This window comes from Belnapia sp., from assembly GCF_059504005.1.
Map to the genome: position 1 here is coordinate 91,432 of NZ_JCACHU010000048.1, position 25,631 is coordinate 117,062.

At 72.9% G+C, this 25,631-nt stretch carries 22 protein-coding genes and 1 tRNA gene; 17 read left to right on the forward strand and 6 right to left on the reverse strand.

Annotated features, from left to right (window positions below):
- Positions 1-78 precede the first annotated feature (78 nt).
- From AC5JJ1_RS08015 to AC5JJ1_RS08095, 17 genes are all read left to right on the forward strand, one after another.
- A complete protein-coding gene (locus AC5JJ1_RS08015; RefSeq protein ID WP_495784584.1) occupies positions 79-780 on the forward strand; it encodes a cytochrome c3 family protein in 702 nt (233 codons plus the stop codon).
- Positions 777-3,563 (forward strand): 4Fe-4S dicluster domain-containing protein, encoded by a 2,787-nt coding sequence (locus tag AC5JJ1_RS08020; protein WP_495784585.1) that lies wholly within the window; start codon positions 777-779, stop codon positions 3,561-3,563. The genes AC5JJ1_RS08015 and AC5JJ1_RS08020 overlap by 4 nt, the downstream gene beginning before the upstream one ends.
- A complete protein-coding gene (gene nrfD, locus AC5JJ1_RS08025; RefSeq protein ID WP_495784586.1) occupies positions 3,560-4,912 on the forward strand; it encodes an NrfD/PsrC family molybdoenzyme membrane anchor subunit in 1,353 nt (450 codons plus the stop codon). The genes AC5JJ1_RS08020 and nrfD overlap by 4 nt, the downstream gene beginning before the upstream one ends.
- Positions 4,909-5,430: a DUF3341 domain-containing protein gene (locus tag AC5JJ1_RS08030; protein WP_495784587.1), complete on the forward strand. Its 522-nt coding sequence runs from the start codon at positions 4,909-4,911 to the stop codon at positions 5,428-5,430. The genes nrfD and AC5JJ1_RS08030 overlap by 4 nt, the downstream gene beginning before the upstream one ends.
- Positions 5,427-5,945, forward strand: a complete 519-nt coding sequence (locus tag AC5JJ1_RS08035) for a c-type cytochrome (protein ID WP_495784588.1) — start codon at positions 5,427-5,429, stop codon at positions 5,943-5,945. The genes AC5JJ1_RS08030 and AC5JJ1_RS08035 overlap by 4 nt, the downstream gene beginning before the upstream one ends.
- Positions 5,942-6,994, forward strand: a complete 1,053-nt coding sequence (locus tag AC5JJ1_RS08040; protein ID WP_495784589.1) for a hypothetical protein — start codon at positions 5,942-5,944, stop codon at positions 6,992-6,994. Before AC5JJ1_RS08035 ends, AC5JJ1_RS08040 begins: the two co-directional genes overlap by 4 nt.
- Positions 6,984-7,370, forward strand: a complete 387-nt coding sequence (locus AC5JJ1_RS08045) for a hypothetical protein (protein WP_495784590.1) — start codon at positions 6,984-6,986, stop codon at positions 7,368-7,370. Before AC5JJ1_RS08040 ends, AC5JJ1_RS08045 begins: the two co-directional genes overlap by 11 nt.
- Complete coding sequence (locus AC5JJ1_RS08050; protein WP_495784591.1) at positions 7,367-8,083, forward strand: hypothetical protein; 717 nt, start codon at positions 7,367-7,369, stop codon at positions 8,081-8,083. The genes AC5JJ1_RS08045 and AC5JJ1_RS08050 overlap by 4 nt, the downstream gene beginning before the upstream one ends.
- Positions 8,080-9,021, forward strand: a complete 942-nt coding sequence (gene coxB / locus AC5JJ1_RS08055; RefSeq protein WP_495784592.1) for a cytochrome c oxidase subunit II — start codon at positions 8,080-8,082, stop codon at positions 9,019-9,021. The genes AC5JJ1_RS08050 and coxB overlap by 4 nt, the downstream gene beginning before the upstream one ends.
- Positions 9,018-10,703 carry a cytochrome c oxidase subunit I gene (locus AC5JJ1_RS08060; protein WP_495784593.1) on the forward strand — a complete coding sequence of 562 codons (1,686 nt, stop codon included), beginning with the start codon at positions 9,018-9,020 and terminating at the stop codon, positions 10,701-10,703. Before coxB ends, AC5JJ1_RS08060 begins: the two co-directional genes overlap by 4 nt.
- Positions 10,700-11,326, forward strand: coding sequence for a cytochrome c oxidase subunit 3 (locus tag AC5JJ1_RS08065; protein WP_495784594.1), 627 nt, complete (start codon positions 10,700-10,702; stop codon positions 11,324-11,326). Before AC5JJ1_RS08060 ends, AC5JJ1_RS08065 begins: the two co-directional genes overlap by 4 nt.
- Complete coding sequence (locus AC5JJ1_RS08070; protein ID WP_495784595.1) at positions 11,323-11,697, forward strand: cytochrome C oxidase subunit IV family protein; 375 nt, start codon at positions 11,323-11,325, stop codon at positions 11,695-11,697. The genes AC5JJ1_RS08065 and AC5JJ1_RS08070 overlap by 4 nt, the downstream gene beginning before the upstream one ends.
- Entirely contained in the window at positions 11,697-13,043 is a 1,347-nt protein-coding gene (gene selA, locus AC5JJ1_RS08075) for an L-seryl-tRNA(Sec) selenium transferase (protein ID WP_495784596.1), read from the forward strand. The genes AC5JJ1_RS08070 and selA overlap by 1 nt, the downstream gene beginning before the upstream one ends.
- Complete coding sequence (selB, locus tag AC5JJ1_RS08080) at positions 13,040-14,920, forward strand: selenocysteine-specific translation elongation factor (protein ID WP_495784597.1); 1,881 nt, start codon at positions 13,040-13,042, stop codon at positions 14,918-14,920. The genes selA and selB overlap by 4 nt, the downstream gene beginning before the upstream one ends.
- 1 nt (position 14,921) lies before the next feature.
- Positions 14,922-15,011: transfer RNA gene (locus AC5JJ1_RS08085), tRNA-Sec, on the forward strand.
- Positions 15,012-15,207: 196 nt separating this feature from the next.
- The gene (locus AC5JJ1_RS08090) at positions 15,208-15,657 is read left to right on the forward strand and encodes an EF-hand domain-containing protein (RefSeq protein WP_495784598.1); all 450 of its coding nucleotides are present in this window, start codon (positions 15,208-15,210) and stop codon (positions 15,655-15,657) included.
- Positions 15,658-15,770: 113 nt separating this feature from the next.
- On the forward strand, positions 15,771-16,745 hold the full coding sequence (locus AC5JJ1_RS08095; protein ID WP_495784599.1) for a Bug family tripartite tricarboxylate transporter substrate binding protein: 975 nt from the start codon (positions 15,771-15,773) through the stop codon (positions 16,743-16,745).
- Between the two features lie 24 nt (positions 16,746-16,769).
- On the opposite strand, the gene AC5JJ1_RS08100 is transcribed toward AC5JJ1_RS08095, so the two are convergent.
- Genes AC5JJ1_RS08100 through AC5JJ1_RS08125 form a run of 6 tightly spaced genes read right to left on the reverse strand, consistent with a single transcriptional unit; the run spans position 16,770 to position 25,568 of the window.
- Entirely contained in the window at positions 16,770-18,554 is a 1,785-nt protein-coding gene (locus AC5JJ1_RS08100; RefSeq protein WP_495784600.1) for an acyl-CoA dehydrogenase C-terminal domain-containing protein, read from the reverse strand.
- Positions 18,555-18,567: 13 nt separating this feature from the next.
- Positions 18,568-20,955 (reverse strand): 3-hydroxyacyl-CoA dehydrogenase/enoyl-CoA hydratase family protein, encoded by a 2,388-nt coding sequence (locus AC5JJ1_RS08105; protein WP_495784601.1) that lies wholly within the window; start codon positions 20,953-20,955, stop codon positions 18,568-18,570.
- On the reverse strand, positions 20,955-22,091 hold the full coding sequence (locus AC5JJ1_RS08110; RefSeq protein ID WP_495784602.1) for a thiolase family protein: 1,137 nt from the start codon (positions 22,089-22,091) through the stop codon (positions 20,955-20,957). Before AC5JJ1_RS08110 ends, AC5JJ1_RS08105 begins: the two co-directional genes overlap by 1 nt.
- Positions 22,088-22,510, reverse strand: a complete 423-nt coding sequence (locus AC5JJ1_RS08115) for a MerR family transcriptional regulator (protein WP_495784603.1) — start codon at positions 22,508-22,510, stop codon at positions 22,088-22,090. The genes AC5JJ1_RS08110 and AC5JJ1_RS08115 overlap by 4 nt, the downstream gene beginning before the upstream one ends.
- Entirely contained in the window at positions 22,511-24,196 is a 1,686-nt protein-coding gene (locus AC5JJ1_RS08120) for a long-chain-fatty-acid--CoA ligase (RefSeq protein ID WP_495784664.1), read from the reverse strand.
- A gap of 19 nt (positions 24,197-24,215) precedes the next feature.
- Positions 24,216-25,568 carry an OmpP1/FadL family transporter gene (locus tag AC5JJ1_RS08125; RefSeq protein ID WP_495784604.1) on the reverse strand — a complete coding sequence of 451 codons (1,353 nt, stop codon included), beginning with the start codon at positions 25,566-25,568 and terminating at the stop codon, positions 24,216-24,218.
- Positions 25,569-25,631: the final 63 nt, after the last annotated feature.

Consider the following 25,631-nt stretch of genomic DNA (forward strand, 5'->3'; position numbering starts at 1 on the left):
ACCTGGCGTGACGTTGGCGCCAGCGGCGGCGGCACCTGCGCTGGGTGTTACCGGCCGCGGGGACAGGGCGGATGAGCGGTGCGCGATGAGCCGGCCGGGATGCGGCCGCCGCAGGACGATCCGGATGCGCAGCTCTTCCCTCGCTGGACGACCTTCGCCGCACGCGCCGCGCTCGTCTCGCTCGTCCTCCTGCCGCTGGCGGCGCTGGGGGTGCTGATGGTGCTGCCATATACGCCCTACGTGACCGGCCAGACCCTCACGCCGAGCCAGCCGGTACCCTTCAGCCACGAGCATCATGTCGGCGGCCTCGGCATCGAATGCCGCTACTGCCACACCTCGGTCGAGACATCCCGCTTCGCCGGCCTGCCGCCGACCCATACCTGCATGACCTGCCACTCGCAGCTCTGGACCAATGCGGCGGTGCTGGAGCCGGTGCGGCGCAGCCTGGCCGAGCGCAAGCCGATCCCGTGGACGCGCGTCAACGGCCTGCCCGACTACGTCTTCTTCGACCACAGCATCCATGTGACGAAGGGCGTCGGCTGCACCACCTGCCATGGCCAGGTCGACACCATGCCGCTGATGCGCCAGGCGGCGCCGCTGACCATGGGCTGGTGCCTCGACTGCCACCGCAACCCGGCGCCCCACCTGCGGCCCGAGAGCGAGATCTTCGCCGGCCACTGGACGCCGCCCGCGGACCAGGAGAAGCGCGGCGCCGCGCTCGTCGCGCATTACGGCATCAGGACCGAGCACCTCAGCGACTGCTCGGTCTGCCACCGATGAGCGGCCCGGCCCTCTCCCGCCGGCAGGCGGCGCTCGGCCTCGTTGCCGCGGCGCTCTCCGGCTCGCTCGCCGCCTGCTCCGAGCCGGAGGAGCAGATCCTTCCCTATGTCGAGCAGCCGGAGACCCTCACCCCCGGCAGGCCGATGCGCTTCGCCACCGCCCTGCCGCTGAACGGTTATGGGCGCGGCATGATCTGCACCGCCTTCGAGGGCCGGCCGGTCAAGGTCGAGGGCAATGCGGCGCATCCTGCCAGCCTCGGCGCCACCGACGTCTTCGCCGAGGCGGAGCTGATGCAGCTCTACGATCCGGACCGCTCCCGCACGCCGCGCCAGGGCGAGCGGACGGCGACATGGGAGGGCCTCCTCGCCGCCCTCCTGCCGCGGCTCCAGGGCGAAGGGGACGACCTCCGCCTGCTGACCGGTCCCGTCACCTCGCCCACGCTGCTGCGGCTGATCGGCGCAGCGCGGGCGCGCTTCCCGCGCATAACCTGGCACATGCACGTGCCGATCGGGGAGGAGAACAGCCGGCGCGGCGCCGCCCTCGCCTTCGGCCGTCCGCTCGACCTCCTGCCGCGGCTCGACCACGCCGAGGTCGTGCTCTGCCTCGATGCCGATCCGCTCGGCCCGGGGCCGGACCAGCTCCGCCATGGCCGCGGCTTCGCCGCGCAGCGCCTGGCGCGCCGGGGGGGGACGCGCTTCGGCCGCCTCTATGCGATGGAGCCGGCGATCAGCCTGACCGGCGCCAATGCGGACCACCACCTGCCGACGCCGCCGGAGGACTTCCACGGCATCGCAGCCTGCCTCGCCGCCGCGCTCGGCCTGCCCGTGCCGCAGCTCGACTTGCCGGAGGAGCAGGCGCGCTTCCTCCGCGCCGCCGCCGCCGACCTTGCGGCGCATCGCGGCGCGGCGCTCATCCTCGCCGGCGAAGCCCTGCCGCCGGAGCTGCACGCGCTGGTGCATGCGATGAACGCCCGGCTCGTCGCCCCCATCGAGGCCGTGGAGCCCGTCCGCCCCGATGCCGCCCCGCTGGCCGACCTCGTCGCCGCCATGCGCGAGGGGCGCTGCGGCACGCTGCTCATCCTCGGCGCCAACCCCGCCTATGACGCGCCGGCCGATCTCGGCTTCGCCGAGGCCTTGAGGCGCGTTCCCTTCAGCCTGCATCACGGCCTCGCCGCGGACGAGACCGCCGCGCTCTGCAGCTGGCATGTCCCCGCCCCCCACGCGCTCGAGGACTGGGGCGACCTCCGCGCCCGCGACGGCACCGCGGCGATCGTGCAGCCGCTGATCCGCCCGCTCTACGCCACGCGCTCCGCCGCGACGGTGCTCGGCCTGCTGCTCGGCCAGCTCGACCTCAAGCCCCATGACGCCGTGCGCGAGACCTGGCGCGGCGACCGCGACGCGGAGGCGTTCGAGGCGTGGTGGCGCCGCACGCTGCATGACGGCCTCGTCGCCGGCAGCGCCGCGCCCCGCATCCCGCTGCCCGAGCCGCGCCTGCCGGAGCTCCCGCCCGCCCCGGTCCCCGTGGGCCTCACGCTGGTGCTCCGGCCCGATCCCTCCACCTGGGACGGCAGCTATGCGGGCAATGCCTGGCTGCAGGAATGTCCGCGGCCGCTGACGCGGCAGGTCTGGGGCAACGCCGCCCTCGTCGCGCCGGAGGAGGCGGAGCGCCACGGCCTCGCCGCCGGCGACCTGGTGCTCCTCAAGCTCGACGGCATGAGCCTCGAAGCCACCCTGATGCCCCATGCCGGCGTCGCCCCGGGCGTCGTCGCGCTCACCCTGGGCCAGGGCCGCGAGCGGGCCGGCGCCATCGGCACCGGCATCGGCGCCAACGGCTACCGCCTGCGCCGCAGCGACGCGCTCTGGACCGCCTGCGGCCTCCGCCTCTCGCCCACCGGCCGCCGCAACCCGCTCGTGCTCGCGCAGGTCGGGCAGAAGCTCGAGGGCGAGGAGCGCGAGCTGCTGCCCATCGTCCCCCTGGCCGAGGCGCTGGAGGCCAGCGGCACCTCGGCCCGGCACGCGCTCAGCCCACCGAGCTTCTATCCCGATGTCACCTACGGCGGGAATGCCTGGGCGATGGCGATCGACACCACGCTCTGCATCGGCTGCAATGCCTGCGTCGTCGCCTGCCAGGCGGAGAACAACATCCCCGTCGTCGGGCCGGAGGAGATGCGGCGGGGCCGCGACATGCACTGGCTGCGCATCGACACCTACGAGCAAGAGGCCGGCATCGGCTTCCAGCCCGTGCCCTGCATGCATTGCGAGAAGGCGCCCTGCGAGCCGGTCTGCCCCGTCGCCGCCTCCGTGCATGACCATGAGGGGCTGAACCTCCAGGTCTACAACCGCTGCATCGGCACGCGCTTCTGCCAGGCGAACTGCCCCTACAAGGTGCGGCGCTTCAACTGGTACGGCTATGCCGACGGGCAGGAATACGCCAACCAGGGCGCCCCCGTCGTCGCCGCGCGCCACAACCCGGAGGTGACGGTGCGCGCCCGCGGCGTGATGGAGAAATGCACCTACTGCGTGCAGCGCATCAGCACCGCCCGCCGCGCCGCGGAGCGCGAGAACCGTCCGATCGCCGAGGGCGAGGTCGTCACCGCCTGCCAGGCCGCCTGCCCGACGCATGCCATCACCTTCGGCGACCTGAACCGCCCGCAATCTGCGCCCTCGCTGCTGCGGCAGGAGCCGCAGCACTACGCCCTGCTCGGCCATCTCGGCACCCGCCCGCGCACCACCTACCTCAAGCGCGTGCGCAACCCGAACCCGGTGCTGGAGGGCGACGCATGAGCGCCGCGGCGCAGGAGGCCGGGCTGCCGCCGGAGGCGAGCTATGGCGAGATGGTCTCGCTCGTCGCCGACCCGGTGCTGGAGCATCGCGCCGGCCGCCGCTGGTGGGTCGCCACCGGCATCGCCTTCGCCGTCACCCTCGGCTTCGGCCTCTGCCTCGCCTGGCTTTTCGTCCGCGGCATCGGCATCTACGGCAACAACACCACGGTGGTCTGGGGCTTCCCCATCGCCAACTATGTCTGGTGGATCGGCATTGGCAATGCCGGCACGCTGATCTCCGCCCTGCTGCTGCTGACGCGGCAGGGCTGGCGCTCCTCCATCAACCGCTTCGCGGAGGCGATGACGCTCTTCGCCGCCGGCATCGCCGGGCTCTTCCCCATCCTGCACCTCGGCCGGCCCTACCGGGCCTACTGGCTGGCGCCCTACCCGAACACCATGGAGCTCTGGCCGCAATGGCGGAGCGCTCTGGTCTGGGACTTCGCCGCCATCGCCACCTACCTGATCTTCTCGCTGCTCTTCTGGTATCTCGGCCTGATCCCGGACCTCGCCACGATGCGCGACCGGGCACGGAGCCGTGGCGCGCGCCTCGCCTATGGGGTGCTCGCCTTCGGCTGGCGCGGCTCCGCCCGGCACTGGCAGCGGCATGACGCGGTCTACAAGGCGATGGCGGCGCTGGCCGTGCCGCTCGTCGTCTCCGTTCACAGCGTCGTCGGGCTCGACTTCGCCGCCAGCCTCATGCCGGGCTGGCAGGAGACGATCTTCCCGCCCTATTTCGTCGTCGGCGCGCTCTTCTCCGGCTTCGCCATGGTGGTGACGCTCGCCGTGCTGCTGCGCTGGGGGCTCGGGCTGCAATCCGTCATCAGCGAGCGACATTTCGATGCGATGGGCAAGATCATCCTCGCTGGCGGCATCGCCATGGGCCTCTCCTACGCAACCGAATGGTTCATGGGCTGGTACAGCGGCGAGCATGAGGAGCGCGACTTCCTCGTCTTCCAGTTCACCGGGAGCTACGCGCCGTTCTACTACGCGATGCTGGCCTGCAACGTGCTGGCGCCGCAGCTCCTCTGGTTCCGCGCCTGCCGGCAGCGGGTGCTGCCGATCCTGGCCGTCTGCATCCTGGTCAATATCGGCATGTGGCTGGAGCGCATCCTCATCATCTGGAACACGCTGTCCCGCACCCAGCTGCCGAGCACGCGCTTCCTCTTCCACCCGACCTTCTGGGACTGGGCGACGCTCGCCGGCTCCTTCGGCCTTTTCGCCTTCCTGTTCCTCTGCCTCGCACGCCTGCTGCCGATGGTGGCGATGCACGACGTCAACAAGCAGCTCCATGCCGAGAAGAGGGCGGCATGAACGAGGCGCCGGTCCTCCTCGCCGAGTTCCGCGACCCGGAGACGCTGCTCGACGCCGCCCGCCGCGCCCGCGATGCAGGCTGGCGTGGCCTCGACGCCCATGTCCCCTTCGCCATCGAGGAACTGCCGGAGGCGCTCGGCCTCGACCCCACGCGCATCCGCCCGGCCATGCTGGCGGGCGGCGTGCTGGCGGGCCTCGTCGCCTATGCGATGCAGTGGTACAGCGCGGTCTACGACTACCCTTTCAACTCCGGCGGCCGGCCGCTGCACAGCTGGCCCGCCTTCCTGGTGCCGACCTTCGAGGCGGTGATCCTCGGCGCGACGCTGGCCGGCGTCGTCGCCTTCCTCGTCGCCACCGGCCTGCCGCGGCTGCACCACCCGGCCTTCGCCGCGCATGGCTTCGCCCGGGCCAGCCAGGACCGCTTCTTCCTCGCCGTCGCCGACCCGGAGGTCGATGCGGCGCGGTTCGCGGCGATGCTGGACGGGCTCGGCCCGCTCTCCATCCGGCAGGTCGGATGATGCGCCTCGTCCTCCTCCTGCCGCTGCTGCTGCTGGCCGCCTGCAAGCAGGAGATGGCGCAGCAGCGCCGGCTCGACACCTATGAGCGCTCCTCGCTATGGCCCGACGGCACCACCGCCCGCCCGCTGCCGGAGGGTGTCGTCTCCCGCGACGACCTGGCGCGCGACGCGGCCATCGCCACGCCGCCCGAGGTCACGCCCGCCCTGCTCGCGCGCGGGCAGGAGCGCTACGGCATCTATTGCGCGCCCTGCCATGGCGCGACCGGCGATGGCGACGGCATGATCCCGCGCCGCGGCTTCCCGCATCCGTCGAGCTACCATACCGCCCGGCTCCGCGCCGCGCCCGCGCCTTACGTCTTCGACGTCATCACCCGCGGCTATGGCGTGATGTACGGCTATGCGGCGCGGGTGGAGCCGGCCGACCGCTGGGCCATCATCGCCTATATCCGCGCGCTGCAGCTCTCCCGCAGCGTGGCCCTCGCCGATGTGTCGGATGCGCGGGAGAGGCTGCCGTGAGCGCGCAGGAATGGCTGCGCGCCCATGCCGGCCGCATCTTCCTCGGCGGGGCGGTGGCGGCCGCGCTGATGCTCGCCTGGGGCCTTGCCGCGCCGCGCCTGGCGCTCGCCGGCTGGCTGACGGGACTGCTCTTCTGGCTCGGCCTGGCGCTCGGCGGCTATGCGCTGCTCGCGGTGCATGCGCTGACCGGCGGCCGGTGGCTGGCGCCGCTCTTCCCCGTGCTGGCGCCGGCGGTGGCGACCCTGCCCGTCTTCACTCTGCTCGCCATGCCGCTGCTGCTCGATGCCGCCGCGGTCTGGCCCTGGGTGACGGATCCGGGCTCCGTCCCGCCGGATGTCGCGCGCCTCTGGCTCAATCTGCCGGGCCTCGTCCTGCGGAGCGCGCTCGCCCTGCTCGGCTGGTCCGTCTTCGGCCTGCTGCTGGTCGGTGGCGGGGCGAGGCGGCCGGCGATCGGCGCGCCGGCGCTGATCCTCCACGCCGTCGCCCTCACCCTGATCGGCCTCGACTGGATCCTGGCGCTGGAGCCGCCCTTCCGCTCCACCGCCTTCGGCATGTGGCTCGGCGTGACGCAGATCCTCGCGGCGCTGGCCTGGTGCGCGCTGCTGGAGCCGGAGCCCGCTGGCCGCCGCGCCGCGGACCTCGCCGGCCTGCTGCTGGCCGCGGCGCTCGGCGCCGCCTATCTCGGCTTCGCGCAATACCTCGTCGCCTGGTACGGCAACCTGAAGCCGCGCGCCGACTGGTACCTGCCGCGTCAGGAGATGCCCTGGCTGCTGATCGAGGCTGCCTCCATCGCCACAAGCGCCGTGCTGCCGGTGGTCGCCCTGCTGCCCGGCCTGCTGCGCCGCAGCCCGCGGGCGCTGGCCTGGGTCGGCGGCGGTGTGCTCTTCGGCGTGCTGCTGCACATCGCCTGGCTGGTCGGGCCGGGCTTCGGGGCCTGGATGCTGCCTGCCGCCGCGCTCGGCACGCTCGCCATCGGCGGGCTCTGGCTCGGCCTCGCCGGCGGCCCCTTCGCGGCCCGGCTGCGGAAGGAGGTGCCGCATGGCGCCTGAGACCATCCTCGAGGAGCAGCGCCAGACGCAGGACCTCGACAGCCGGAAGATCCTCCTCGTCGGCCTCGGCACGCTTGGGCTGGTCGGGGCCACGCTCGGCCTCGTCCTGCTCTTCGAACGCCTGTCCGGCCTCCAGGCGCCGAGCGGCACCCCGCCCACGGGTTTCGCCCCGCCGCGGCTGCAGAGCGACCCGGCCGGGGACCTGCGCGACTACCAGGCCGCCCAGCGCGCCCAGCTCGAAACCTACGCCTGGGCCGACCGCGAGCGCGGCCTGGTCCGCATCCCCATCGAGCGCGCCATGGCGATGATCGCCGCCCGCGGCCGGGAGGCCTATGCGCCGCTCGACCCGCCGCGCCAGCCGGACCCGCGCCGATGACCCGCCGCGGCCTGCTCGCCCTGCTCCCGGCCACGGCCCATGCCGGGGCGCCCTCCCTCGCGCCGCCGCCCGGCGCCGCCCTGCCGCCCGGCCTGCCCGTGCGGGACGGGCATCGCCATCTGACGCTGGGCGACGCGCTGGGCGGCCTGCCGGCGGTCTTCGCCTTCGCCGATTATGGCTGCACCACCCTCTGTGGCACCTCGATCGGCCTCGCGGCCGCCATGCTGCCGGGGATCGGCCTCGTGCCCGGGCGCGACTACCGCCTGGTCGTCCTCGGCATGGATCCTGCGGACGGACCGGCCGAGGCGGCGGCCATGCGGCATGCCTGGCTCGGCGAGACCGGGGCGCTCGCCGAGACCTCCCGCTTCCTGCTGGCCGACGCGCCGGCGATCGAGGCGGCGATGGCCGCGCTCGGCTACCACGCCGTTCGCCGCGGCGAGGGCTTCGACCATCCGCTGGCGCTCTTCGTCCTGCGCCCCGATGGCCGGCTCGGCGCCACCCTGCCGGCCCTGGGCGCGGAGCCGGAGGCGCTGCGCGCCGCGCTCCGCGACACCGGCAGCCCCGGCCTCCTCGCCCGCATGCAGCTCGCCTGCACCGCCGCCGCGGCGCAGGGCGGGCTGCTCCGCCCTGTCCTCGCCGCCTCCGGCCTCGGCATGATCGGCATCCTCGCCGGCGGCTTCGTGCTGCTGCGGCGGTGGGAGCGGCGGGCATGAGCAGCGTCTCGCTCTGGCCGCAGACCGCCTCGGAGCAGGCGGCGCGGATCGACCTGCTCTTCACCGGCCTGCTCGTCGTCTCTGGCGCCATCCTGCTGCTGGTGGCGACGCTGCTGCTGGTCTTCTCCATCCGCTACCGCCGCGGCTCCAAGGCGCAGCGCGGCGACCTGCCGGAATTCCTCCGCCGCGACGTGGAGTTGGGCTGGACGGCGGGGACACTCTTCCTCGCCCTCTTCCTCTTCTGGTGGGCGGGGGCGACGCAGCTGCGCGCCAGCGACGCGCCGCCCGATGCGCTTGAGATGCATGTTGTCGCCAAGCAATGGATGTGGAAGGCGCGCCACCCGAACGGCGCCCGCGAGATCAACGCGCTGCACGTCCCGCGCGGCGAGGCGGTGCGCCTAGTGATGACCTCGCAGGACGTCATCCACAGCTTCTTCGTCCCCGCCTTCCGCATCAAGCAGGACGTGGTGCCGGGCCGCTTCACCGAGATGTGGTTCCGTGCGACGAAGACTGGCGCCTACCATCTCTTCTGCGCTGAATTCTGCGGGACGAACCATGCGGTGATGGGCGGCACGGTCACGGTGATGGAGCCCGAGGATTACGCGCGCTGGGCCGCCGCTCAGCCGCGGGAGCAGGACCTGCCCGGCGAGGGCGCCGCGGTCTTCACCGCCCTCGGCTGCTCCGGCTGCCACGCGCCCTCCTCCACCGTCCATGCGCCGAGCCTCGCCGGCGTCTACGGCCGCATGGTGAACCTCGCCGATGGCCGCACCGTCCGCGCCGACGCCGCCTATCTGCGCGATTCCATCCTGCTGCCGAAGCGCGACATCGTCGCCGGCTTCGAGCCCATCATGCCCTCCTATGACGGGCTGGTGGACGAGGGCGACATGCAGGCCCTGCTGGCCTATCTCCAATCCTTGCGCGGGGAGGCGGCACGATGAGCGGCCTGACGGCGGAACGCGCCATCCCCGACACGCCGGCGCGCGAGGAGAGCTACCTGACGGCCGAGACCGGCCTCGCCTCCTGGCTGCTGACGACGGATCACAAGCGCATTGGCCTGCTTTACATGGCGGCCATCACCGTCTTCTTCTTCCTCGGCGGCGCCGCGGCCTTCCTGATCCGACTGGAGCTCTTCACGCCCGAAGGCGATTTGCTCTCGGCCGATGCCTACAACCGCGCCTTCACCTTCCATGGCGTGGTGATGGTGTGGTTCTTCCTCATCCCCTCCATCCCCAACATCCTCGGCAATTTCCTGCTGCCGCTGATGATCGGGGCGAAGGACCTCGCCTTCCCGCGGCTGAACCTCATCAGCTGGTACATCTTCATCACCGCCGGAGCGCTTGCGATCTACACGCTGATCTTGGGCGGCGTGGACACCGGCTGGACCTTCTACACGCCGCTGACGACGGCCTTCTCCAACGGCAATGTCCTGGCGGCGACGGCGGCGGTCTTCATCGCCGGCTTCTCCACCATCGCCACGGCGGTGAATTTCATCGCAACCGTCCACCTCCAGCGCGCGCCCGGCCTCAGCTGGTTCCGCCTGCCGCTCTTCGTCTGGGCCATCTATGCGACCAGCATCGTCATGGTGCTGGCGACGCCGGTGCTGGCGATGGTGCTGCTGCTGATCTCGGCCGAACGGCTCTTCGGCATCCCGATCTTCGACCCGCTGCGCGGCGGCGACCCGGTCCTGTTCCAGCACCTCTTCTGGTTCTACAGCCACCCGGCCGTCTACATCATGATCCTCCCCTCCTTCGGGGTGATCTCGGAGCTCGTCACCTGCTACGCGCGGCGGCGGGTCTTCGGCTACAACTTCATGGTCTATGCGATCCTCTGGATCGCGCTGGTCGGCTTCCTCGTCTGGGGCCACCACATGTTCGTCTCGGGCCAGTCGCTCTTCGCCACCATGGCCTTCTCATTCCTGTCCTTCGTCGTCGCGGTGCCCTCGGCGATCAAGGTCTTCAACTGGACGGCGACGCTCTACCGCGGCCAGATCGTCTTCGACGCGCCGATGATCTATGCGCTCGGCTTCATCGGCCTCTTCACCATCGGCGGGCTGACCGGCCTCTTCCTCGCCTCCGTCCCCGTCGACATCCATGTGACGGACACCTACTTCGTCGTCGCGCATTTCCACTACATCATGGTGGGCGGCGCGGTCTCGGCGCTGTATGGCGGGCTGAGCCACTGGTGGCCGAAGATCACCGGGCGGATGTATCCGGAAGCCTGGGCCCGCTTCGCCGCGGTGATGATGTTCTTCGGCTTCGGCTTCACCTTCTTCCCCATGTTCATCATGGGCTTCCTCGGCATGCCGCGGCGATACCATGTCTATCCGGCGGAGTTCCAGGTCTGGCACGTGCTGGCCTCGGGCGGCGCGCTGATCCTCGCCGTCGCCTATCTGCTGCCGATGGGTTACCTCGCCTGGTCGCTGGTCTGGGGCAAGCGCGCACCGTCCAACCCCTGGGGCGCGACGGGGCTCGAATGGCAGACCAGCTCGCCGCCGCCGACCGAGAATTTCCGCAAGCCGCCGGTGGTGACGCAGGGCCCCTACAACTACCACCCCGAACATGCCGGCCCGCCGGCGATGGAGCGCGAGCCGCACAGTCCGCAGGGCGGGCAGCCGCAATGAGCGGGGCCGCGCTCCACAAGCCCTGGCGCAGCCCCCGCCGCGAGCGCGAGGCGTCCGAGTTCGGCCTCTGGGTCTTCCTCGGCAGCGAGATCATGTTCTTCTCCTGCGCGCTCACCGGCTATGCGGTGTACCGCGTGCTCTGGCCCGAGGCCTTCGCCGCCGCCGGGCGCGAGGCGAACATCCTCTACGGCACCCTCAACACCGCGCTGCTGCTGACCAGCAGCCTCACCATGGCGGCGGCGGCGGAGGGCGCGCGGGCGGAGCTTCGCCGGCTCACCCTGGTCTGCCTCGGGCTGACGCTCGCCCTCGGCCTCGCCTTCCTCGTGGTGAAGGGGCTCGAATATGCCGAGGATATCGAGAAGCACCTCGTCCCCGGCCCCGGCTTCCGCCTCGCGGAGCCGCAGGCGCAGGTCTTCTTCGCCTTCTACTGGCTGCTGACGGGCGTGCACGCGCTGCACATGACGATCGGCCTCGGCATCGTCTCCACGCTGCTGGCCCAGGCCTGGCGCGGCTCCCGCCCGCTGAGGAGCCCGGCCTTCGAGGGCGCCGGCCTCTACTGGCACTTCGTCGACCTGGTCTGGATCATCCTCTACCCGCTGCTCTACCTGATGGGGCGGTCATGAGCGGCCTCGGCGAAGGGGTTCCGCAAAGCCCGGGCGCCATCTGGCGGCGGCTGCTGCCGGTCTGGGCCGGGCTGATGCTACTGCTCGCGCTGACGCTCGGCCTCGCCTATGTGCCGCTCGGCCGCCTCGCCATCCTCGCCGCGCTCGGCATCGCGGCGCTGAAGGCGGTGCTGGTGATGGCGGTCTTCATGCAGCTGGAGAAGCCGGACCCGCTGCTGCGCCTCGCCGCCGGCGCCGCGCTGGTCTTCGTCGCCTTCCTGCTGGTGCTCACCTTCTCCGACGTGCTGACCCGCTCCGCGCCGACCCAGCCGGGCACGGTCATGCCGCGCAGCCAGCCGGACAGCGCCGCGACCGGCAGGCGGGCCTTCTGATGGACGCGCTCGCCCCGCCCCGCCGCCCGCCCGCCATCGGCCGGCTACTGGCCACGCCCGAGGCCCATGCCTTGGTCGAGCGTCATGGCCGCCCGCTGGTGACCGAGGCTCTGCGCGCCGCTGCTGAGGCCTTCCGCACCGGCGACGAGACGCCGCCGCTCAATGCCGCCGCCGCCTGGCTCGACCGCCATGCGCGGGGCCCGCGCCGGGTGCTGAACCTCACCGGCACCGTGCTGCACACCAATCTCGGCCGCGCCCCGCTGCCGCCCGAGGCGCTGGCCGCCATGGCCGAGGCCGCCGCCGCCACCGACCTCGAATACGACCTCGCGGCCGGCGAACGCGGCGAGCGCGATGCCCATCTGGAAGCCCTGCTCCGCCACCTCACCGGCGCCGAAGCCGCGCTCGCCGTCAACAACAACGCCGCCGCCGTGCTGCTGCTGCTGCGTGCCCTCGCCCCGCGGCGCGAGGTGGTCGTCTCCCGCGGCGAGCTGGTGGAGATCGGCGGCGCCTTCCGCATCCCCGACATCATGCGCGAGGCCGGCTGCCGCCTGCGCGAGGTCGGCACCACCAACCGCACCCATCCGCGCGACTACGAGGAGGTGATCGGCCCCCGCACTGCGCTGCTAATGAAGGTCCACCGCAGCAACTACGCCATCGAGGGCTTCACCGCCGAGGTCGCCGAGGCCGAGCTCGCCCGCCTCGCCCATGCGCAGGGCCTGCCGATGGTGGTCGATCTCGGCAGCGGCAGCCTGCACGACCTCGGGCGCTGGGGCCTGCCGCAGGAGCCCACGGTGCGCGAGGCCATCGCGGCCGGCGCGGACCTCGTCACCTTCAGCGGCGACAAGCTGATGGGCGGCCCGCAGGCCGGGCTCGTGGTCGGCCGCGCCGATCTCGTGGCGAAGCTGCGCCGCCATCCGCTGAAGCGGGCGCTGCGCCTCGACAAGACCACCATCGCCGCGCTCACCGCCGTGCTCCGCCTGCAGGCCGATCCCGACCGGCTGGCCGAGCGCCTGCCCACCCTCCGCCTGCTGACGCGCCCCCAGGCGGACATCGCCGCCATGGCCGAGCGTCTCCGTCCCGCCCTCGCCGCCGCGCTCGCCGATTGCGCCGAGGTCACCGTCACGCCCTGCGAAAGCCAGATCGGCAGCGGCGCCCGCCCTACCGACCGCCTGCCGAGCGCCGCCCTCTGCCTCCGCCCCCGCCGCGGCTACAGCGCGGAGGGCCTCGCCGCGCGCCTCCGCCGCCTGCCCGTGCCGGTGATCGGCCGAGTCGCCCGCGGCGCCCTGTTGCTCGACCTGCGCTGCCTCGAGGATCCGGCGGCTCTCGAACGCCCCGTTGCCCCATGAGCGCGCTCGCCATCGGCGTCATGGGCCATGTCGACCACGGCAAGACCGCGCTGGTCCGGGCCTTGACCGGCACTGAGACCGACCGCCTGCCAGAGGAGCGGGCGCGCGGCATCTCCATCGCGCTCGGCTTCGCCCTGCTGCGGGCAGGGGATGCCGAGATCGACCTCATCGACATGCCCGGCCATGAGCGCTTCCTCCGCACCATGGTCGCGGGCGCAGCAGGTATCGGCGCCGCCCTCGTCGTCGTCTCCGCACTGGAGGGGCCGCGGGCGCAAACGCGGGAGCATCTGGAGATCGCCGGCCTGCTCGGCTTGCGCCATGCGGTGATTGCCGTCTCCTTCGCCGATCGCGCATCGCCGGAGGCGGCCGGGACGGCGACGGCAGCGCTGGCGGTGGAGGCCGGGCTGCTGCCGCCCCCGGTCGTCGCCACCTCCGCCGTCACCGGGGAGGGCATCGCCGCGCTGGCCGAGGCCCTGGCCCGCCTCGCCCGCACGGTGCCGCCGGCCGAGCCCGGCCTGCCGCAGCTTCCCGTCGACCGCGCCTTCGCCTTGCCCGGCATCGGCCCGGTGGTGACGGGCACCCTCCGCCGCGGCCGCCTCGCCGTGGGTGACGAGGTCGCGCTCCATCCCGGCGACCGGCGCGCCCGCATCCGGAGCCTGCAGATGCATGGCCGCCCCGTCTCCGCCGCCCCGCCCGGCCGCCGGGTCGCCGTGGCGCTGCGCGGGGTGGAACTGACCGGGCTGCATCGCGGCCTGCTGCTCGCCCCGCCCGGCGCCGTGCAGCCGGCGGAATGGCTGGATGCGTGCCTCACCCTGCTCCCCTCCGCCCCCGCCCCGCTGGCCGATGGCACGACCCTCCGCCTGCTCGCCGGCACGGCGGAGGCCTCCGCCCGGCTCCGCCTCCCGGACGGCGGGGCCCTGGCCCCCGGCGCCACCGCCCTCGTCCAGCTCCGCTGCGATCCGCCGCTGGCGGCGATGTCGGGCGACGGCTTCATCCTTCGCCTCGCCTCGCCGGCGCGCAGCATCGCCGGCGGCACCATCCTCGACCCCGGCGCCCGGCGCCGGCGCCGCGGCGACCGCCTGGCCCATCCCCGGCTCGAGGCCGCCGCCGCGGGGGACTGGCCCGCCGCCGCCGCCCCGCTGCTGCGCGAGCAGCCGGCCACCCCCGCCGCGCTCATGCTCCGCCTCGGCCAGCCTGCGGCGCGGCTGCGCGCCTGGGCCCTCGCCGCCGGGGCGCGGGAGCTGGCCGATGGCACCCTTGTCCACCCGGAAAGCTGGGCCACCCTGCGCGAGACCCTGCGCGCCAGCCTCGCCGCCTTCCACGCCGCGCATCCGATGGAGGCCGGCCTCCGCCCCGAGGCCCTGCCCCCTGCCATCACCGAGCCCGTGCTCGCCGCCCTGCTCGCCGAGGGTGCGGCGGAGCGGGTCCAGGGCCTGCTCCGCGCCCCCGGCTTCGACCCGGCCCGCGCCCTCCCCGGCGACGCGAAGGAGCTCGCGCTCGGCCTCGCCGCCCTGTTCCGCCGCGCCGGCCTCACCCCGCCCGACGCGGCGGAGGTCGCGGCCGGCGACCCGCGGCGCCAGGCCGCGCTCCGCTTCCTGCTCCAGCGCGGCGTGCTGGTGCGCGCGGTGGATGCCGTGCAGCGCCGCACCCTCCTCTTCCACCGCGAGGCGATCAAGGAGGCCAAGCGCCGCCTCGCCGCCGCGCCCGATGGCTTCACCGCGGGCGAGGCCGGGGCGCTGCTCGGCATCTCGCGCAAATACGGCATCCCGCTGCTCGAGCACCTGGATGCCGTGCACATCACCCGGCGGGTCGGCGACCGGCGCTTCCTGATCCGTGATTCGACGGAGGGGCAGCCGGCGCCCAGCTTGGCGGGGTGATGGAGGCGTCCTGGGCCTGGTGGCCCTCCCGGTCTTCAAAACCGGTGGCACGCCAACCGCGTGCGGCAGGTTCGATTCCTGTCCGCCTCCGCCGCCGTGACGCCCAGCCAGGACAAGCGACGCCCGAGCCACGCCTTCCCGACGAGCTCGTCCGGAAGGCCGCTCCAGGCGCCTTCGGGCCGGGCTTTGACCAGGCACCGCCGCGCCTCTAACACTGGAATGGTGCGGGTCGCGGCACCTGGACAGGGCTCGTGGCCCGTCCCAGCCGTTCCGGGAAACGCCGTGTCATGTCGGAGAAGGAAGCCATGCGCTTCAGCGTCCTAGGCGCCCTGGGAGTCCTGCTGCTGCTGCCGGTGCCGTCGCAGGCCCAGCGATCGCCCTGGGGAGGGCCGGACAGCCCGGGCGGACTGTTCGGCGGGGACCCCATGGAAGCGGATGCCGACCGCGACCAGCGGGTCACGCCGGACGAGTTCTGGGTATGGGTGCGGAAGCGCCTGGACAGCCGGGACCGGGACCGCGACGGCGCCCTGAGCCTGTCGGAATCCCGCGCGCCCCGGGATCGCGCCGACACCTTCCGCGCCACGGATGCGGACCGGGACGGGAAGGTGACGCCGGACGAGCTTCGGTCGGCATCGGAGGCCTGGTTCCGGTCGCAGGACCTGAACCGGGACGGCGCGCTGACGCGCCAGGAGATACCGCGGCGCCGGCCGAGCCAATCGGCAACCCCGTCGCGCTAGGACCCATTCCGGTCAGGTGGAGCCACCCGGTCGAAGCAAATGGCCTGCCCAACAAGAGGCGCAGGCGGATGCCGCTATCCAGTGCGGCAGCCCGCTGCCCCGGAGAGGATAGGATGATGATGCACCGGCTCGCCCTCCTGCTTGCCTGCGCGCTGCTCGCGCTCCCCGCCGCCGCGCAGGACTGGACGCCCGAGCGTCCGGTGCGGATCATCCAGCCCTTCCCGCCGGGCGGGGCCTCCGACCTCGTGGCCCGCCTCGTCGCCGACCGGGCGTCGCGCGACCTGCCGAACAAATGGGTGGTCGAGAACCGCTCCGGCGCGAACGGGAATATCGGCATGGAGGTCGTCGCGCGCGCCGCGCCCGACGGCTACACGCTCGGCAACTGCACGGTCGGCAACTGCGCCATCAACGCCTCGATCTATGCGCGCATGCCCTATGACATCGAGCGCGACCTCGTCCCCGTCTTCTGGTCGGCGAGCGTCATCAACCTGCTCGCCATCCACCCCTCGCTGCCGCCGCGCGACCTGCGGGGCTTCATGGAATGGGCGGCGGCGAACAAGGGGCGGGTCAACTACGGCTCCTCTGGCTTCGGCTCCTCCAACCACCTCGCGCCGGAGTTGCTGAACGGGCGCTACGGCCTCGGGCTCGTGCACATCCCCTTCCGCGGCGGCGCGCCGGCGCTGCAGGCGCTGATGGCCAACCAGGTCCAGCTGATGCTGGAGAATGTCCCGACGCTCGTCGCCGCCGCCCGGGCCGGCAGCATCCGGCCCATCGCCGTGACGGGGCGGGAGCGCGACCCGGCGCTGCCGGAGGTTCCGACCTTCGCCGAGGCCGGCGTCCCGGACGTCGTCGTCGAGCCCTGGTTCGGCTTCATGGCGCCGCGCGGCACGCCGCCGCATGTCGTGCGGCGCCTGAACGCCCTGATGAACGAGGCGCTGGCCGACCCGGAGGTCCGCCAGCGCCTTCTCGACCTCGGCGCCCGGCCCGAGGGCGGGCCGCCCGGCCGCTTCGCCGCGCATGTGCAGGCGGAGGTCGCGCGCTGGCGGTCCGTCGTGGAGACGGCGGGCATCGAGCGGCTGACGGACTGAGCGCGACGGCGGCCGGCGCCCGGTTCAGAAGGCCGCGTCCTCCATCTCGCGCAGCACCGCCCCGCCGGCCAGCACGGCCTGGAAATGCGGCCCCGCCTGCGGCAGCAGCCGCTGCATGAAGAAGCGTGCCGTGGTCAGCTTGGCGCGGTAGAAGCCGGTCGGGTCGTCGGCCTGCTTCGCCAGCGCCACCTCCGCCATCCGCGCCCAGACATAGGCGAGCGCCGTCAGGCCGAAGAGGCGGAGATAGTCCGAGGCCCCTGCCCCGGCCTCGAACGGGTCCGAGAGGCCGCGCCGCGCCAGCTCCGCCGTCGCCTGCTGCAGCCGGCCGAAGGCCTTGGAGAGCGGCAGGACGAACTCGCCCATCGCCGGGTCCTCCGACTTCGCCTCGATGAAGGCGAGGACGGGGTGGAAGAAGCGGCGGAGGTAGCGCCCGGCATGCGCGCCCATCTTCCGCCCGACCAGGTCGAGCGCCTGGATGCCGTTGGTGCCCTCGTAGATCTGCGCGATGCGGGCGTCACGGACGTACTGCTCCATCCCCCATTCGCGGATGTAGCCGTGGCCGCCCAGCACCTGCATCCCCGTCGCCGTCGTCTCCCAGCCGATATCGGTGAGGTAGGCCTTGATCACCGGCGTCATGAGCTGGACGAAGTCGTCGGCCGCCTGGCGCTCGGCCGGATCGGGATGGCGGGTGGCGACGTCCTGCTCCACCGCGGTCAGCATGGCGAGCGCGCGGCAGCCCTCGATCTGCGCCCGCATGGTCAGCAGCATCCGCCGGACATCCGGATGGACGAGGATGGGGTCGGCCGGCTTGTCGGGCGCGGCGGCGCCGCCGAGGGCGCGGCCTTGCAGCCGGTCCTTCGCATAGGCGACGGCGTTCTGGTAGCTGACCTCGGCGAGGCCGAGGCCCTGCACGCCGACCGAGAGCCGCGCCGCGTTCATCATGGTGAACATGGCGGACAAGCCCTTGTGCGGCCGCCCGACCAGCCAGCCCGTGGCGCCGTCGAAGGCCATGGCGCAGGTCGCCGAGGCCTTGATGCCCATCTTGTGCTCGATGGAGGTGCAGGTGACGGCGTTGCGCGGACCCGGCCGGCCATCCTCCCCGGGGAGGAATTTCGGCACGAGGAAGAGGCTGATGCCGCGCGTGCCCGCCGGCGCATCCGGCAGCTTGGCGAGGACCAGGTGGAGGATGTTCTCCGCCAGGTCGTGCTCGCCGGCCGAGATGAAGATCTTGTTGCCGGTGACGGCGTAGGAACCGTCCTCCTGCGGCACCGCCCGGGTGCGGATCAGGCCGAGATCGGTGCCGCATTGCGGCTCGGTCAGGCACATCGTCCCCGTCCACTCGCCGGAGACGAGCTTCGGCAGGTAGCGCGCCTTCAGCTCATCCGTGCCGTGCTTGCTCAGCGCGGAATAGGCGCCGTGCGACAGGCCGGGATACATGCCGAAGGAGAGGTTCGCGGAGCACATCATCTCCTCGAACAGCAGCGAGACGGATTTCGGCAGGCCCTGCCCGCCGTAGTCCGGGTCGCAGGCCAGCGCCGCCCAGCCGCCGTCGCGGAAGGCGGCATAGGCCTCGGGGAAGCCGCGGGGCGTGCGGACCACGCCGTTCTCTAGGGCGCAGCCCTCCTCGTCGCCCGGCCGATTGAGCGGGAAGAGCACCTCCTCGCAGAGCTTCGCCGCCTCCTCGAGGATCGGGTCGACGAGGTCGGGCGTCATCTCCTCGCAGCCCGGCAGGGCGCGGAGCCGGGCCGGGTCGGCCAGCTCGTTGAACAGGAAGCGCATGTCGCGCAGCGGCGCGTGATAGGCGGGCATGGTTCGGTATCCCTCAGTTGCGCAGCGGGCGCCCGGTCTCGAGCATGTGCTCGACGCGGGCGAGGGTGGCAGGCGTCCGGAGCAGGGCCATGAAGGATTGCCGCTCGAGCGTCAGCACCTCCTCCTCCGCCGTCTCCTCGGTCGGGTCGCGTCGGCCGCCGGTGAGCGCCTTGGCGAGCTCGCCGCAGACAACGATGTCATGCGGCGTGGCGCGGCCGAGCGCCGCCTGCTGCTCGACCGCCATGGCAAGCGCGGCGCGGCCGGAGGCGCCGGGCAGGCGCAGCGGCTTGGGCTCGGGCGGCTTGTAGCCCTCGACCAGGGCGAGCGCCCGCGCCTTCGCCTCGGCCAGCAACCGGTCGCGGTTCATGGTGATGCCGTCCGAGGGGCGGAGCAGCATCATCTCCCGCGCCTCAAAAGCCGACTTCGCCACCTGCGCGGTCGAGATCATCTCGAAGGCCTTGGCGACGGGCGGCATCGGGCCGCGCGGCAGCTTCGGCGCCTCGCTCCAGCGGCGCAGCATGGCGGTGCAGCCGCCCCAGGCCGGCACCAGCCCGACGCCGGCCTCGACCAGGCCCATATAGGTCTCGGCATGGGCCTCGATGGCGTCGCAATGCAGCAGCACCTCGCAGCCGCCGCCGAGCGCCATGCCGGAGGGCGCGCCGACCACGGGGAAGGGCGCCTGGCGCAGCGCCCGCATGGCCTTCTGGCCCTGCTCGACCATGCCCTCGATCTCGCCCCAGGCGGCGATGTTCGCGGCGAAGAGGGCAAGGCCGATATTGGCGCCGACCGAGAAATTCTCGCCCTCGTTGTGGATCACCAGGGCGCGGAAGGCGCCCTTCGTCCCCATGGCGACGGCCTTGCCGATCATCCCCAGCACGTCGGGGTCGAGCGCGTTCATCTTGGTGTGGAATTCGAGGCAGGCGACGCCGTCCCCGAGATCCCAGAGCGAGGCGCCGCCATTGCGCGCGAGCGGCTGGGAGCGCCGCTTCACATCGGCCAGCAGCAGCACGCCCTCCGGCCGCTCGATATCGTGGTAGGCGCCGTCGAGCCCGAAGGCCTGCAGCCGCCCCGCCTCGGTGCGGTAGAAGCTGCCCTCGCCGAGCCGCTCCAGCAGCGGCGGCACCGGCCGCCCCGCCTCGCGCAGCACCGCGGCGAGCCAGGACGGGCCGAGCCGGTCGGCCAGCTCGAACGGGCCCCAGCGCCAGTTGTAGCCGAGGCGCATCGCGGCATCGACGCTCTCGATGGTGTCCGCCACCTCCGGCACCAGGCCGATCGCATAGGCCAGCGTGTCGAGCAGCACCGCGCGCGCATAGCGCCCGCCGCGGTCGGGGTGCTCGACCAGCCGGCGGAGATCCTTGCGCCCCACCTCCAGGCTCTCGAGCGCCGGCTTCTCGCTCGCCCGGTCCTCGCCGGTCCAGAGGTCGATGGCGCGCTTCAGGCTGTTGCCCTCAGCATCCTTGGCGCGGGTGTAGAAGCCGCCCTTGCCGCCCTTGCGGCCGGTGCGCCCCTCGGCGATCAGCCGGGTGACCAGCGCATGCTCGCGCAGCCCGAGCACATAGGCATCCTCGGCCGGCAGGCTCGCCTTCATGCTGGCGGCGACATGCGGCATGAGGTCGAGCCCGACCAGGTCGAGCAGACCGAAGACGCCCGTCTTCGGGATGCCGAGCGGCGGGCCCATCACCGCATCCGCCTCCTCGACGGAGAGGCGCAGGTCGACCGCATGGTTCATCGCGCTCTGCATCCACAGACCGCCGATGCGGTTGGCGATGAAGCCCGGCCTGTCCTTGCAGGGAATGACGGTCTTGCCCAGCGCGCGGTCCGCAAAAGCGGTGATGGCGGCCACGGCGTCAGGCCGCGTCTCCGGCCCCTGCACCACCTCCAGCAGCCGCATGTAGCGCGGCGGGTTGAAGAAATGGGTGATGAGGAAGTCACGCGCGAAGCCCGCCCCCTCGGTCAGCGCCGCAAGCGGGATGGTGGAGGTGTTGGAGGAGAGGATCGAGCCCGGCTTCCGCACCGCATCGAGCCTGGCATAGAGCTCGCGCTTGGCATCCAGCCGCTCGACGATCGCCTCGACGATCCAGTCGCAATCGGCCAGCAGCGTGGCCTGGCTGCCGAGGTCGCCCGGCGTGACCAGCCGCGCCGCACCCTTGTGCATGAAGGGCGCCGGCTCCGCCTTCAGCATCGCCTGCACCGCCCGCGCCGCGCCGCCCGGCACGATGTCGAGCAGCACCACCGGCACGCCGGCATTGGCGCAATGCGCGGCGATGCCGGCGCCCATCACACCGGCGCCGATCACGCCGACCTTGCGGATCGGCCCGGCGCCCGGCGCTGGCTTGCCGGCCGGCGCCGTGATGGCCCGCGCCTCCGTCTCGATCATCGGCGCGCCCGTCGTCGTCCCCATCACACCGCCTCCAGCACCGTGGCGATGCCCTGGCCGCCGCCGATGCACTGGCTCGCCAGCGCATAGCGCCCGCCCTCGCGCCGCAGCAGCTGCGCCGCCTTGCCGACGATGCGCGCACCCGTCGCGCCGAGCGGATGGCCAAGCGCGATCGCCCCGCCGTCGAGATTGACCTTCGCCTCGTCGAGGCCGAGCTCGCGCATGCAGGCGAGCGCCTGGCTGGCGAAGGCCTCGTTCAGCTCGACCACGTCGAGCTCGCGCGCGGCGATGCCGGCTCGCGCCAGCGCCTTCTGCGAAGCGCCGACCGGCCCCATGCCCATCACCTCCGGCGCGCAGCCGGCGACGGCCACGGCGCGGATCTTCGCCAGCGGCTCCAGCCCGTGGCGCTTCGCATACTCCGCCGTGCAGACCAGCAGCGCCGCGGCGCCATCCGTGAGCGGGGAGGAGGTACCGGCCGTGACCGTGCCGTCCTGGCGGAAGGCCGGCTTCAGCGCGGCCAGCCCCTCGGGCGAGGCATCGGCGCGGATGCAGCCATCCTCGGCAACCGTCGTGCTGCCGACCGTGACCGGCGCGATCTCCTCGCACAGCCTGCCCTCGGCCTGGGCGGCGGCCGCGCGCCTGTGGCTCTCGACGGCGAAGGCCTCCTGGTCGGCCCGCGTCACCTGGTGGCGGCGCGCGACATTCTCCGCCGTCTCACCCATCGACATGTAGGCCTGCGGGTAGCGCTCGGCGAGGCCCGGATGCGGCATGGGGTTGAAGCCCATCATCGGCACGCGGCTCATGCTCTCGACGCCGGCGCAGAGGAAGGCCTCGCCCGCGCCGAGCTTGATGGCGCCGGCGGCTTGGTGCACCGACTGCATGGAGGAGCCGCAGAAGCGGTTCACCGTCGCGCCGGCGACGCCCTCTGGCAGGCCGGCGAGGAAGCCAACCAACCGCGCGACGTTCAGCCCCTGCTCGCCCTCGGGGAAGGCGCAGCCGAGGACGAGATCCTCGATCGTCTCCGGGTCCACACCTGTCTGCTCGACGAGGGCGCGGACCACCTGCGCCGCCATCTCGTCCGGGCGCAGCTTCTGCAGCGCGCCCTTGTGGGCGAAGTGGAAGGGCGAGCGGCGATAGGCCGCGATCACGATATCGGTCATCCCGTGGTTCCGTCCCTGAGGTTCCGGCCGGTGGCGGCCCGGTGTTGCACCAGCGCCGCCTCGGCCTGGCTTTCGATGTCGCGCAGCTCCGCCGTCGCCTGCTCGAGGTCGCGGCGCTGCCGCTCGAGGGCTGCGAGGCGCGCCCGTACCTTGCCGAGCAGCAGCCGCACCTGCTCGCGCTGCATCGGGTCGGCGTCGTAGAGGTCGAGGTACTCGCGGATGTCGCGCAGCGAGAAGCCGAGGCGCTTGCCGCGCAGGATCAGCAGCAGCCGCGCGCGGTCGCGCCGGGTGAAGACGCGCACGGTGCCGGCGCGGCGCGGCTGGATCAGCCCCTTCTGCTCGTAGAAGCGGATGGTCCGCGGCGTGACCTCCAACGCCTCGGCCAGCTCGTTCACCGTCAGCAGCGCCTCGTCGTCCATTCAGCCCTCACCGGTCTTCTGGAGCAGCTCCGCGCGCAGCTCCTTCCGCGAGAGCTTCCCTACCACGGTCCGCGGCAACTCCTCGCGCAGCTCGATATGCCGCGGCATCTCGACCGGCGAGAGGCGGTCCTTCAGGAAGTCGCGCAGCGCCTCCGCGGTCAGCCCGCTGCCCGGCCGGGGCTGGACGAAGGCGGCCGGGCTCTCGCCGCGATAGGCATCCGGCATGCCGACCACCGTGGCGGCGGCGACATCCGGGTGGTGGTAGATCGCCTCCTCGATGGCGCGGGGATAGACGTTGAAGCCGGAGACGAGGATCAGGTCCTTGATCCGGTCGACGAGGGTGACGTAGCCCTCCCCGTCCATGATCCCGACATCGCCGGTGCGGAGGAAGCCGTCCGCCCCGAGCACCGCCGCCGTATCCTCCGGCCGCCGCCAGTAGCCGGCCATGACGTTCGGCCCGCGCAGGCAGAGCTCGCCGCGCTCGCCGGGCGGCAGCGCGCGGCCGGGCTCGTCGAGGGCGCGGATCTCCGCCTCCACGCCCGGCAGGGGCAGGCCGATGGTGCCCGCGCGGTTCTCGCCCACGAGCGGGTTGCAGAAGCAGACCGGCGCCGCCTCGGTCAGCCCATAGCCCTCGACCAGGGTGCAGCCGGCCAGCCGCTCGAACTCCGCCTTGACCTGCGCCGGCAGCGGCGCGCCGCCGGAGATGCAGGCCTTCACCGAGCCCAGCTCCTCCGCCGTCCCGCCCTGGTCGAGCACCGCCTTGAACAGCGTCGGCACGCCGGGGAAGACGGTGGGGCGCGTGCGGCGCAGCGTCCGGCGCAGCAGCGTCCACTCGAAGCGCGGCAGCATCACGATCTCGAAGCCGCCGGCGATGGCGGCGTTCATCGCCACCGTCATGGCGAAGACATGGAAGAAAGGGATGACGGCGAGCGTCCGCTCCTCGCCCTCGCGGCAGGTGGTGAACCAGGCATTCACCTGCCGCAGGTTGGCGGTGAGGTTGCGGTGGGTGAGCATGGCGCCCTTCGGCAGGCCCGTCGTCCCGCCGGTGTACTGCAGCACGGCGAGGTCCTCGGGCCGCAGCTCCGGCGCGCGCGCGATCGGCGGCGAGGCCAGCAGGTCCTCATAGGGCGTGATGCGCACGTCGTCGGCCGGGGCGGCGGCGCCGCGCCGCGCCTTCAGCAGGCGGAAGGCGACGCCCTTGGCCCAGGGCAGCGCATCGGCGAAGCGGGCGACGACCAGGCGCTCCACCGGCACGTCCGGCCGCTCCAGCAGCGCCATGGCGCGCGGCAGCAGCGGGTCGAGGTCGAGGGTGACGAGCAGGCGGCAATCGGCGTCGACGGCCTGCGCCGCCATCTCCTCCTCGACATGCAGCGGGCTGAAGCTGGTGACGGTGGCGCCCGCCTTCAGCGCCGCGAAATAGGCGACGACGAAGAAGGGCGAGTTGGGCAGGTGCAGCCCGACCCGCCGCCCCGGCCCGGCGCCGAGGCGCCTGAGCCCCTCCGCCGCCCGGTCGACCATGGCGCCGAGCTCGGCATAGCTCCAGCGCCGGCCGAGGAACTCGAGCGCCGGGCGGTTGCCGAAGCGGCGCACGGCATGCTCCAGGACCGCCGGCAGGGTCTCCGGCGGGATCTCCCGGTCCCAGGCGATGCCCGCGGGGTAGGCCGCCGTCCAGGGATGGGTGGCCATGCTCACGCCTCGCGCTCCGTCAGAAGGTGAACCGGGCCTGCACGGCGACGATGTCGACCGAGGCGCCATAGGTCGCCCGCAGGTTGCCGCGCAGGAAGTTGGTGTCGGCCGGGCCGCGGTCGCGCAGGTCCACCGTCGTGTCGCCGACGAAGATATGCGTGTAGGCGGCGGTCAGCGCGAGGTTCGGCAGCGCCTGCCAGGTCGCGCCGGCCGAGAGCCAGTAGCGGTCGGTATCGGGGATGCGCGGCGTGCGCGTGCTGTTCGGCACCGGCGACTGGTCCCAGGCGACGCCGGTGCGCAGCGTCACCGTCTCCGTCGCCCGGTATTCGGCGCCGGCGGAGAGGAAGACGCTGTCGCGCCACCGCTCCTCGGTGACCGACGGCGCGCGGCCATTGGCGAACCCGATGGTGAGGTCGCGGAAGCGCGACCAGTTCGTCCACTCCGCGCCGGCCATCACCGTCCAGCGGGAATCGATGCGCTGCGTCACGCCGAGGTTCAGCACCTCCGGCGTCGTCAGCTTGGCGCTGGCGCGGGTGTTCTGGAAGTTCGGCGAGCGCGCCAGCGGGCCCGGCACGCCCTGGAAGCTGGCATCCCCCTCGAGCCGCTGGAAGACGGCCGAGCGGAAGGACAGGCCGAGCCGCGTGCCGGCCACCGGCTCCCACTGCGCGCCGATCTGCCAGCCGACATCCGTCGAGTCGCCCGAGATGCTGGCCCGGCCGTCGAAGCCGCCCGGGCGGAAGCCGGCGGCGAAGAGCGCTGGGTTGAGCGCGCCGACCGCGCCGAAGTCGACCGCGTTGGACAGCCGCGCCGTCGCATACTGGATCTGCAGGCCGACGCCGATGCTGAGGTTGGGCAGCGGCCGCCAGGCCAGCGTCGGGGCGATGTTGATCGTGCGCAGCGAGGAGGTCAGCGCGTGGTAGCGGCCGATATAGTCCTCCGGATACTTGGTCACGAGGCCCCAGGGCGAGGTGACGGCGACGCCGAGCCGCCACTGGTCGCTGAGCGCCGTGCTGGCGTAGAAGGCGGGCACGAAGGCATCCACCCCCGCATCCCCGCCGAGCGAGCCGCCGATCACGCTGCCGCCCAGCACCGCGGCCCGGCTGGCCGTGCCGGAGCGCGCCTCGGCGCTCGGGAAGATGCCGCTGCCGACGGCGACGACCTGCGTGCCGTCGAGCCAGCCGAGCGCGGCCGGGTTGAAATGCATCATCGAGGGGTCGTCGCCGCGCGCCGCGGCGCCGGCCAGCGAGTTGCCCTGCGCCACGGCGCTCTGCTCACGCACCTCGTAGCCGGCGGCCTGCGCCGCCTGCGCCCCGAGCAGCGCGGCCAGTGCCGCACCGCCCGCCATCCCCATCCGGTATCGGGTCGTAGTCACCGTTCCCGTTTCCTCCAGAATTGCCGGATTTTTCCGGTCGCCCCAATCATGCCGCGCGCTTGA